7 protein-coding genes are annotated in these 12,037 nt (G+C 45.0%); 6 read left to right on the forward strand and 1 reads right to left on the reverse strand.

All coding sequences use genetic code 11. From position 1 onward, the window contains the following. Positions 1–12: 12 nt before the first annotated feature. From C4F40_RS18505 to C4F40_RS18530, 6 genes are read left to right on the forward strand one after another with little or no spacing between them, the layout of a single operon-like run. Positions 13–3,129: a SusC/RagA family TonB-linked outer membrane protein gene (locus C4F40_RS18505; protein WP_231390133.1), complete on the forward strand. Its 3,117-nt coding sequence runs from the start codon at positions 13–15 to the stop codon at positions 3,127–3,129. 18 nt (positions 3,130–3,147) lie between these two features. Next, positions 3,148–4,830 (forward strand): RagB/SusD family nutrient uptake outer membrane protein, encoded by a 1,683-nt coding sequence (locus C4F40_RS18510; protein WP_196940911.1) that lies wholly within the window; start codon positions 3,148–3,150, stop codon positions 4,828–4,830. A 33-nt stretch (positions 4,831–4,863) separates the two neighbouring features. Then, complete coding sequence (locus C4F40_RS18515; RefSeq protein ID WP_196940912.1) at positions 4,864–7,911, forward strand: SusC/RagA family TonB-linked outer membrane protein; 3,048 nt, start codon at positions 4,864–4,866, stop codon at positions 7,909–7,911. Between the two features lie 30 nt (positions 7,912–7,941). Further along, complete coding sequence (locus C4F40_RS18520) at positions 7,942–8,388, forward strand: hypothetical protein (protein ID WP_196940913.1); 447 nt, start codon at positions 7,942–7,944, stop codon at positions 8,386–8,388. A gap of 10 nt (positions 8,389–8,398) precedes the next feature. Continuing rightward, a complete protein-coding gene (locus C4F40_RS18525) occupies positions 8,399–9,568 on the forward strand; it encodes a prolipoprotein diacylglyceryl transferase (protein ID WP_196940914.1) in 1,170 nt (389 codons plus the stop codon). A gap of 12 nt (positions 9,569–9,580) precedes the next feature. Next, positions 9,581–11,482 (forward strand): RICIN domain-containing protein, encoded by a 1,902-nt coding sequence (locus C4F40_RS18530; RefSeq protein ID WP_231390134.1) that lies wholly within the window; start codon positions 9,581–9,583, stop codon positions 11,480–11,482. A gap of 252 nt (positions 11,483–11,734) precedes the next feature. On the opposite strand, the gene C4F40_RS18535 is transcribed toward C4F40_RS18530, so the two are convergent. Next, positions 11,735–11,956 carry an SDR family NAD(P)-dependent oxidoreductase gene (locus tag C4F40_RS18535; RefSeq protein ID WP_196940915.1) on the reverse strand — a complete coding sequence of 74 codons (222 nt, stop codon included), beginning with the start codon at positions 11,954–11,956 and terminating at the stop codon, positions 11,735–11,737. Between the last annotated feature and the right edge of the window lie 81 nt (positions 11,957–12,037).

Raw genomic sequence — 12,037 nt, forward strand, 5'->3', positions numbered from 1 at the left:
CACATCAAAATTATGAATATGTTATATCACTATATAAAACTAAGGACGCTGGGACTACTGCTGCTTTGCTCCGGAACCTATATGGGCTATGCAGGATCCCTTCCTGAAATAGACGGTTCAGCTTTGCGTTATGCATTTCAAAAAGACGAGCCGATCAGGGTCGTCGATGAATACGGTAAGCCGCTGATAGGAGCTAAAATATACACTGGGCAACAGGAGCTACTGGCTACTACAGATGAATTTGGAGAAGCCATTATCTCCGTTTCTGTAGCCGATTTGGATATCTTTGTGCAGCATCCGGGATACTACCCTAAAACGGTAAAGTATGGTTCGACCCGTATAGTCGCGATGGTTGCCAACTATTTAAAAACCACTGATACGATTGAGGTGCTTTACGAAAGAAGGGATAAAAGGAGCCTCTTGGGTGCGGTGTCTACGGTAAATAACAACCAGCTAAAGAGTACGCCAACACCTTTATACCTCAACGCGTTGACGGGTAGGCTTTCTGGATTTTATACGCAGGAGATAAGTGGCTTCAGGTCACCTAGAACTGCACCGATTTCGTATGTGGATTTGGCGGGGTCTCTGCCTGGTGAAGCCACTAGATACAGCTCTAGCCTGCATGACAATAGCGAAATTTCCTTCCAACTACGTGGACAAAGTCCGATCACCATAATTGACGGAGTACAACGGGAAATTTATTCCATTGATCCCGAAAGTATAGAATCGATTACCGTCGCTAAAGATGCGTTATCGTCGATTCTGCTCGGGCAACGAAGCTCCCGAGGTGTGCTACAGATCACGACCAAGCGTGGTAAAGAGGGGGTACCGCGTGTCTCATTCTCCGCCCAAACTGGGTTACAACATGCGTTAAAGCGGTCTGAACCGTTGAACGCGCACCAATATGCGTATTTGTATAATGAAGCACTATTGAACACCGGCCGGCAGGCGGTATATTCTCAGGATGATTACGACGCCTTTAAAACGGGCAGTTCACCCTATATATTTCCGGATGTAAACTGGTATGATGCCATTCTTAAGGAAAATAATCCGATAACAAAGTATAATCTGGGCGTCAACGGAGGGATAAAAAACGCCCGTTATGCACTTTCTCTAAGCTATTTACGTCAAGAAGGGATGTTTCAATCTTCCGATGAGTTTGACTACGATACCAATCTGGACCAGCAACGTTACCTCATTAATAGTACAATCGATGTGGATGTAACGAGCGATTTCACCATAGGGTTGCAACTTTTTGGGCGGATTCAAAATGGGAGACAGCCGGGGGCAGGAACCCAAAATATCTTGAACGGGCTGTTTTCGACACCGAATAATGCTTATCCCCTGTTTAATCCAGATGGTTCTTACGGAGGTTCGTCGGTGTTCAGGACAAACCTTTACCAACAGGCAACAGGTTCGGGCTATCTGCTGGATAATACCCGGGATATTCTGGCAAACCTAGATTTGAAATATAAATTTGATAATTGGTTGCCGGGGCTATATGCACAAGGAAAGGTGAATGTTTCTTCCACCTCGTCGAGCTTAGTAGATCGAAACCGCAGACAGCCGGTTTTTGATGTGCGTAACGACGAACAAGGCGCCCTGACGTATGTTCGTTTCGGGGATATTGCTGACCAACCTAACGCCTTCTCCACGACATCAACTGCGAACTTTTTCTATTTCCAAGGAGCGCTTGGTTACGACGCACGCATCGACGGTTTACACCAGATCGGTGGAAAAATCTTCTTTGACCAGCAAACATCAAATTATCAGTTCGATCTACCGTCGATCTATACAAATATTGCCGCGACCGGTAATTATGCCTACAGCAATAAATATTTTGCTGAGCTGGCGCTGAATTATTCGGGATTCAATCGTTTTCAACCAGGAAATCGATTTGGACTGTTCTATGCCGCTGGTCTGGGCTGGGACCTGGCACAGGAGTCTTTCTTGTCCGAACAGTCTGATTGGTTGGACCAGCTGAAGTTGAAGGCTACGTACGGCCGAACAGGCAATACAAATGAGGAGGCGCTAGGCTATTACAGCTGGCGGGCCTCGTATGGCCAAGGGGGTAGCGACGGCTATAGGTTTGGCTCTGAATACAGTTATGTAAACAGTTTGGTGGAAAGGGGCTTGGCAAACGTGGATGCGACTTGGGAAAAGGGAAGCAAACTCAATGTAGGATTGGACGTTTCGTTATGGAAGTCTATGGTCACCTTGAATGCGGCTTATTTTCGCGACAGCTATTCCGACTTGCTACAACAACGTGGATCGACGATCGACTTGATGGGAATGAGCTATCCAAACGAGAATATAGGCAAAAATCTGTATGAAGGACAGGAGCTGGAAGTGACCTATCAGAATCGGGTTGGTAATTTCAACTATTTTGTTGCGGCGAATGCCTCACGTATGCGCACAGAAGTGCTTTACATGAATGAAATCTACCAGCAATATTCTTGGAACCACCGTACAGGTATGCCGGTAGGGCAAACATTCGGCTATCAGGCAAACGGTTTGATCCAAACGCAGGAGGAGGCAGATGCTGCTCCAAAGCTAGCGGGGAATATCGTGTATCCGGGCGACGTCAAACTGATCGATCTCAACGGAGACGGTGTGATTAATATATATGATCAAACGGCGATTGGAAACACGAAGCCTATTCTCTATTTTGGAACGACACTGGGTTTTAATGTCGCCGGTTTCGACTGTAGTATATTGTTTCAGGGCGTGACAAACCGAACTTATCAACAAACGGATTATTCTTTCGGCATCGATGGCGATAAACAGGGGTATAGTTACATGCTGGGAAGATGGACTCCCGAGACGGGAGCTACGGCTACGTACCCTCGTTTAACGATTGGTCTGGATCCTACAAACACACCTTACTTGAATAATTCCAGCTATTGGACACGTTCGGGGGCCTATTTGCGCATTCGCAATGTGGATGTAGGCTATACGTTTCCATATGCCATAAGCAAGAGAATCAACGTCTCGGCACTGCGTATTTTCGCAAACGCACAAAATCTGTTTACCACCACACCGTATGATAGACTGGACCCGGAAATCTATAGCAACACAGCTTATCCTATCCAGCGCGTGATCAACTTTGGTGTGAATATCAAATTATAACCTTAGACACATACAGATATGAAGTATATAAATCTAACAGGGTTTGCCCTTATCGGCCTTACAGTCTTGATGTACTCCTGCAAAAGTGATTTGGAGACAGAGCCCATTGAACTGCAGACACTTGAAGAGATATTCAACCCGAGGGACTCTGCGGGCGCAAATGCGGAAAGGTTTTTAGCAGACTGTTACCGATTTCTGCCCAATACGGGTAACCGGGTGGGCGGAGATTTTCTGGACGCCGCTACCGATGACGCGGTATCGTCTAACCCCACAAATACGTCTGCACAGCAATTGGCGCTAGGCACATATACCGCGGATAGTTATCCAGACAACTTTTGGGCGACCGGATATCAAGGAATTCGAAGAACAAGTATTTTCGTCCAAAATATCGACAAGGTTCCGTTAAAAGGCAAATTGGAGAATGGGACTCCATTCAACCGCGTATGGAAGGCGGAAGCACGCTTCATCCGGGCGCTGCTGTATTTCGAGCTGGTAAAACGCCACGGAGGTGTACCACTGCTGGGCGACAAGGTATACCAATTGAATGACGACATTAACTTACCCCGACAAAGTTTCCAGGAATGTGTAGATTTTATTGTAAAAGAATGCGACTTGGTAAAAGATAGCCTGCGGGTAGATCCTTTTAATCTTGCATTCTACGGCAGGCCGACGAAGTCTGCGGCAATGGCCCTGAAATCGCGGGTACTACTTTATGCAGCGAGCCCACTGTTTAACGGGAGTAATATCGATCCTCAAAATTTATTGACGGGTTATACGGATTTCTCGGCAGCAAGATGGCAGGTTGCGGAGGAAGCAGCGAAGGCGATTATGGATTTGGAATTGTTTGCACTTGAACCCGAGTTTAAAAATGTCTTCATCAGCCGGAATAACGAAAGGATATTCTCGAAACAAGGGGATAATAATACCAGCGTAGAAAATAATAATGGTCCAATCGGGTATTCGGCAGGAGTGAACAATGGCCGAACCAGCCCTACGCAGGAATTGGTCAATGCTTTCGGGATGGAGAATGGGTTGCCGATTACAGATCCCAACTCGGGATATGATGAAAACGATCCCTACGCGGGCAGAGATCAACGATTTTATGCGACTATTTTCTATTCTGGAGCCATGTGGCTGAGCCGGCCGGTGCAGACCTTTGAAGGCGGAGCAGACAAGCCGGGCGGAACCAGGCAGCAAACAAAGACGGGCTATTACTTGCGAAAATTTATGGGAAACTTCGAAATGGCCACGAACTATAGTAACGTAAACCACGACCATATCCTTTTTCGCTATGCTGAAATACTTTTAAATTTTGCGGAAGCACGTAACGAGCGTCTAGCTGTTCCGGATCAAACCGTATATCAAGCTGTGGAACGTATCCGGCGGCGTGCGGGACTCGTTCCCGCCGAACTTCCTTCAGGACTGGATAAGGATCAAATGCGCGGGTTCATCCAAAATGAACGTCGCAAAGAACTGGCCTTTGAAGAGCACCGCTTTTATGATGTAAGGCGATGGAAGCTCGCCGAACAGGAATTCAATAAAGAGTTGCATGCCGCGATTATTTTCCAAACGGGTACCGGAACAATTCGGCAGGAAACCCCTGTTTATAAAATGAATTTTGAAAAACGGATGTATTTGGCCCCCATCCCATTCAGTGAGGTGATCAAAAATCCGAGCATGGTACAGAATCCGGAATGGTAAGCAAATGATTTATTTTCTATTAGGTAACACAACATGAAAAAAAATATTTATCTCATATTAGCAATCCTTATTGCCCCATTATTGACATGGGCGCAGTCCGCTGTCACAGGTGTTGTTAAAAATACAGCGGGTCCTCTGGTCGGGGTGACCATTTCGGAGAAAGGAGTAGCCAATACGGTTCAGTCCGATGAAAACGGACGCTTTAGTATACGGCTACAGGGAAGTAGCGTTCTTGTCTTCAGAAGTGTAGGCTACACGTTGCAAGAACGCACGGTTAACGAAGGGGATGAATTGGAAATTATTCTCCAATCCAACAGCCAGGATCTCAATGAAGTGGTGGTAGTCGGGTTCGGAACAACAAAAAAATTAACAAGTACCGGTGCAGTGAGCTCCATTAAAGGCGCAGATATACGGCAGGTACCCACCTCAAGTGTACAGAATGCGCTAACCGGAAGGCTTCCGGGTTTTGTGTCTGTGCAACGATCTGGGCAACCCGGAAGGGATGCTTCTGATTTTTACATACGGGGCGTCAGTTCACTAAACCCAGACGGTAACCAACCTCTGATCATTGTCGATGACATCGAATATACCTACGACCAATTATCGCAGATTAATGTGAACGAAATTGAAAGTATCTCGATTTTAAAAGACGCATCGACGACTGCTATCTTCGGGATCAAGGGCGCCAATGGTGTATTGGTCGTAAAGACACGTCGTGGAGAATCTGGAACGCCTAAGATCAATGTACGTCTAGAATCTGGTTTACAAAGCCCGGTGACTAGATTGAAATTTGCGAATGCGTATGAAAGTGCCTTGCTGTGGAATGAAGCTATTGCGAATACGGCAAATGACAACACTTATCAGCCTTTTAGCGCCGAGGCCTTAGCTCATTTTCGCGATGGTGATGATCCGTACGGGCATCCGGATGTAAACTGGTATGAGCGTATTTTCAAACCAAACAGTCTGCAATACAACAGTAATGTAGACATTACCGGAGGTAGCGAGGCCATCAAGTATTTTATATCGGGAGGGGCTTTTTCCCAAGATGGAAACTTATACGATTTTGAAAACGAGGGGAATAAAGTCAACAACAACTATTATTACCGCCGTTTCAATCTGCGATCTAATCTTGACGTCCAAGCAACAAAGAGTTTGAAGCTGCGACTGGATATGAGAGCAAATTTCAATCGAATAAATACACCCAGAGCAGGTAATATTGTTGGAGAGGTTTTTGATTTCAACAAGATTCGTCCTTGGTCGGCTCCCTTTCTAAATCCCGATGGTTCGTATGCCTATGCTAGCGATACCCAGGAATTACTGCCTACCGTCAATGCGCGCTTGGGAACTTCGGGATATCATGTGGACAGACGTAACGATATCAACATGCTTTTTGGGGGTACTCAGGATTTAAATATCATTACACAAGGCCTATCGCTCTCTACTAGAGTAGCCTATGCTAGTATCGAATCCAACGGCCGCGAGCAGGGGCGCGATAGAATCCCTGTATACCGGTATTTTCCCGATTCCGACTCGTATATCTTAAAAGGTGGTGCTCCTTACGTCATGGACAATTATACGCTCCGGGCAACTCAAGGGGATTACAATAGCCGCGTAAACGTACAGGCCAACCTGAGCTATAGTAGGACTTTTGGTGCGCACCATGTGAACTCGCTATTATTATACAACCGTGAGTCGTATAATAGCCGGGGAGATAAGAGAACAAACTGGATCCCGCAAAATTTCCAGGGTTTTACGTTAAGGACAGGCTACCATTATCAAGAGAAATACCTCGCGGATTTGACCGTGGCATACAACGGTTCGGACCGGTTTCAAGCGGACCAGCGGTACGGATTTTTCCCTGCTGTTTCCGTGGGATACAACCTGGCAAAGGAAAAATTCTTCCAGGAGCGGTTTGATTTTGTCGACTTATTCAAGTTCCGAGGATCGTACGGCGTTGTCGGATCGGATAAGGTTGCTGGCGACCGTTACCTGTTCCAACAGGTTTATAATGAGGGAGGAAGTTATTCTTTTGGGGTAGCGCATCAACCGGAAGGTACGATTTACGAGGGAAACCTAGGCAATAGCAATGTCACCTGGGAAAAACAGTCTTCCCTTGACATCGGGTTGGATATGAGTTTATTCAACAACAAGTTCTCGTTAGCGGCAGATTATTTTAACAACATTCGATATGATCAATTAGTGACTTCCCAATCACTGCCCCTACATATTGGTGTAGGCGTGTCTCCAACTAATATTGCACGCGTCAGAAACAGTGGGGTAGAATTTGAACTCAACTACAACGATCATATCGGGGCATTTAATTATAACGTAAAGGGTGTCTTGACCTACTTTAGAAACAAGATCCTATTTCAGGACGAACCTACACCGGCTTTCCCTTGGCTACAACTAACAGGGCATCAAGTAGGACAGCCAATGGGTTATTTGTTCGACGGATTTTACACGGAAGAAAATCTCGACAACAGTCCGAAACCGGCAGGTGGGTATGAGGCGCGTCCCGGTGATTTGCGCTACAAAGACCTTAATGGCGACGGGCTGATCGACGACTACGACCAAAGTGTTATTGGGAGGCCGAATGTTCCCAATACAAGTTTCGGACTGACCTTGGGCGGCAGCTTTAAAGGATTAAGCTTCAGTGTTTTACTACAGGGAACAACAGACTATAGTTTTAGTGTACAGGGTAGCGGTATAGAACCTTTCAAAAGCCAGTTCCAACCCATCCATCAAGAACGCTGGACTCCCGAAACGGCTTCGACAGCGAAATTCCCTCGTTTGACCACTAATCCGACAACCATCAATAGCCCGTCATCCTACATGTCAGACTTTTGGTTGATCGACGCGACATACCTGAGGCTAAAAACGGTCGAATTGGGATATCAAATGCCTGACCGTTGGTTACCTTTGAAGATCAGTAATGCGCGGATATACCTCAGTGGGTATAACCTATTGACCTGGACAAATTATTCGCTGTATCAACAAGATCCTGAGGTGACATCCAATACAGCAGGGGACGCTTATCAGAATCAACGTGTTATTAATTTAGGTATTCAAATCGGTCTTTAATGATTTTTTAATTTTTTAACTATATTTAATATGAAAAACTTAATTAGAATATTAGTTTTTGCTATCGTGGCAAGTGGTGCATCTTCTTTATTTGCAAGAGACACACATCTGAAGGAAAATGATCTCAACCAACCTTCTATATCAAGTTATAAGGTTCGCGTCGTTGTAAATAAAGAGCCAGACCCTTCTCCTATGCTTAACCGTTACAGAATTGTATCCTACGTCTATGCAGATAATGATACAACTATAAATGTCCCCATTCCGTCGCCCATTACTGTAACGGGTAGAATAACTTGGAATGGAGGTATAAGTTATCATCCGATAAGTTTGACAATTTCTCAATCTGGTATTTCGACCCAAAATTATGAGTTTAACAAACCGGATGAGCTTACGGCAGACAATTTGGAATATGTTTCGTTGTCAACTTATAATTTAGGTGGAATACCCGTTTCATTTGATGGGCTCCTCTTTTGGTAAATGACAGCATATGTTTCCGACACTCTCTCACCTCGTCAACTATCTGCTCGGCACGGATTTTTCCTGGCCCATACCTACATTTGGGTTCTTTGTGGGGTTATCGTTCGTACTTTCCTATCTGACCTTTCGAGCGGAGTTTGTGCGGAAGGAGCGTATAGGTGCGATTACGGCTTTTGAAGAGCGAACACCGCCCGTACGGGAAATAATATGGGTCATTCTGATCGGCTATGGCGTCACCGGGTTCCTGATTGGATATAAAGGGATTGCATTTTTTTTGGATGCAACAGCTTTTTGGGCTAATCCTTTCCGTTGGATATTTTCTAGTGACGGTCACTTGTTGGGAGGGCTGATACTGTCGAGTTTGTTTGTGGCCTTTATTTTACTGACGTACAAACGGTCAGAAAGGAAGGTTGCACAGGACGGAATACGGACAGTACACCCCAAAGAGCTTATGCCTACATTGGTTCTCTGGGCGGCCGTCACCGGATTTATAGGGGCGAAACTGCTTAATATTTTCGAGGACTATCGTCTCTATCAATCGCACTCCATATGGGACATGTTGCGCTTTAGCGGGTTAACATTTTGGGGCGGGCTTCTGTTTGGCGCGACGAGTTACTTGTACATTGGTATGCGGAAAGGGATAGACTGGCGGCATTTGGCCGATATTGGCTCGTTAGGTATGTTGGTAGCCTACGGCGTGGGAAGGATTGGATGCCATCTCTCTGGGGATGGTGATTGGGGAATTGTAAATACCGTAGAAAAACCTTTTTCTTGGTTGCCTAACTGGATGTGGTCTTTTAATTTCCCACATAATGTGATTCATCAAGGGGTGTATATGCCGGGTTGTACCGACAAATATTGTTATGTGCTGCCCGAAGGTGTTTTCCCGACATCGTTTTACGAGTCTACCGCGATATTGCTCGCTTTTGCCGTACTGTGGATAATTAAGGGCAGGATAAAAATGCCTGGTGTCCTTTTTACCATTTATCTATTTGTGATAAGTATTGAACGGTTTCTGATTGAGTTCATCCGCGTCAATTACAAATTTGATGTATTTGGTTTCCTCCTTTCCGAAGCACAGCTAGTCAGTTTGGGGATACTGCTATTGGCCGTTTTCATGGTCGTCTACTTATCTATAAATCGCTACAATAAACTAATGAAATCTAGAATTCAATTTTAAATCGAACAAATTATGACCAAAAATCTTTTATATTTTGTTGTTCTGCTCTTACTAGGATCCTGTAAAGTAGACTATACGTTGCCACCAAATCCAGGGCGGATGATTAAAAATTTCCAGCTAGAAGCGGGTCAATATGGTAATTCCAGCATTTTTTCACGGGATGATGTTCATCAGGTCTTGGTGAAAGTAACGTCCGATGCCAATCTAAGTGCGCTAAAACCGATTATTGAAATTTCGGACGATGCCACAATTCTACCTGCATCGGGTGAAATAATCAATGTTTCGGCAAATAAAACCGTGACTTACACGGTCACTTCGGCTTCTGGGCAGCAACGGGAATGGAAAGTGGAATTTGCTGTCTATGATTCCGAGATCAGCGAGTACGATACCTATAGCATTTCAAGTATACTGAACGGCAGGGTAATGCAGATTGCGGGTGATAACAAATTCAATGAAAAATATCTAGAGGACGCGGGTATAGATATCGGAAATCCGCAAATAGCCAATGGCGAAAATCTTCAGGGATGGCAGGAGTGGGATATTATTTATCATGCTACAGAAGAAGATATAAAATACTATAAATTCAGAAATCTCCATAGTGGAAAGTTCTTAACTGCAGGTGCTGCCGCTGGGGAGCAACTGAAACAGAAAAGAGTGCCTGCAACTTCCTTGGACGAACAACTGTGGAAAATAACGGAAATTAATCAGACCGGTAAATATGAAATATCGAATAAAGCGAATGGACTGTATGTTTCCATGACCAGTACACCGGATAAGGTGTTTATTACGCAGGAGCCGAAAGGGGATGATGATCGACAAAAATGGGACATCGTAAAGTTACCGAAGGATAGTTATCGGGATGACGACGTATGTCATTTCTTTGAGCGAACGACAGGCTCGGTCGCATTCGATCAGGGCAACAGTATACCGCTTTCTGATGGCAGGGTGCTGTGGGTGACACAGGACGCATGGTACCAAGGGTCGATGGCTCCTAATGGTAACTTGTATGGTAACCATTTTATATCCTATACCAACTCGGTTATCATTCAGCCTTCTATTGGCGATTGGAGTCCGGCTGCACCAATGATGACAGCCGACGGGCGGGCCAATGGAGGAGTTGGTAATTTAATTCCTAGATACCCCGGTAAAACTTGGAGCTGGCCGGGAGCTGGCGTTGAAATCGATAATGTGGTGTATATACACAATACGGAAGGTGATGGACTTGGATCGGACAATGACCACCAATCACTTTTTAAATTAACTCCAGTTAGTTCCACCCACTGGCAGACCGAACGGACGACACCGGCCGGCTTGACTGCTTCGGAGAAGATTATGCGGTATGCCAGTGGAATGGTTAAGACAAATGATGGTTATGTATACGTGTATGGTAGCCGTCAACTCCCGGATAGCTTTGGTTTTGAAACACAGCTATACGTAGCGCGGTTCCCGCAAAACGATCCCCAAAACTGGACATTTTGGAATGGGAGTTCGTGGTTGGCGACGGCAAGTACTACAGCAACAGCCCATGTAAATACGGGCATGGGCACCAACTATGTGAGCTATCTTAATGGAAAATATATACACCTTACGATGGATCAGGGGTTTTATTGTGGGATACCTTTAATCAACATGTATATTTCCACAGCAAGCAGTCCGACAGGACCATTTACCCCAAAAAAATTAGTCCATACTTTTACGGAGTACTATAAAGGACAAAATGCGCGAGTGTATACTCCATTGATTCATGCGTCGTCTGTTAATGGGAAAGATGAACTTTTGGTTACCTACAGCATGAATTTTGGCGCCTGTGTGGACACGGGGGATGGGGCTATTCAGGAAAGTGATGGCAATTATGACCCTTACTATTACCGGGTAAAGGGTGTACGTATACCCTATGCTAGGTTTGATTTATAACTCCTTAAAATAGAGATAAAAGGAGGGCACTATTTGGTATTGCCAAATAGTGCCCTCTTGTCTTTATCTTCTCCCGGAACTTCTAAGAGTTGGTCGAGAATATGGGAGCACTAGCCACTAAAGCTCTTTTATTCATTTTAAGCATACCCATTGCGCAAAGTCTTTCTGGTTGTAATACGCTTTCCGGATTGCCATCCGTATGTCTACCCTGGATACTCATGTCGGAAGCAATGGTACTTGGTGTCAATGTAATTACGCGAATATTTCTTTACGCCATTCTGCCATCATCGGTTGCGATAAGGAAACAACAGCAGCTTTCGAAGCCGCATAAGCCGACATGTTTGCCCCTCCTTTCAGACCCGCTGTAGAAGCTACATTCGCGATACCACCTTTACCTTTATTGATGATTTTATAATAGATGAGCCCAAAATAGGAAACAGCGGCTATTAGAATATTAAGATTATGTAATTTCATTAATAGGGGTACACTTAAATCGGGTGAGGACAAATAAACAAGTCTTCTTTACTTTAAGACACCTTAAAGCAAAGAAGACTT

The organism is Sphingobacterium pedocola (assembly GCF_015209965.1).
Taxonomy (GTDB): domain Bacteria; phylum Bacteroidota; class Bacteroidia; order Sphingobacteriales; family Sphingobacteriaceae; genus Sphingobacterium; species Sphingobacterium pedocola.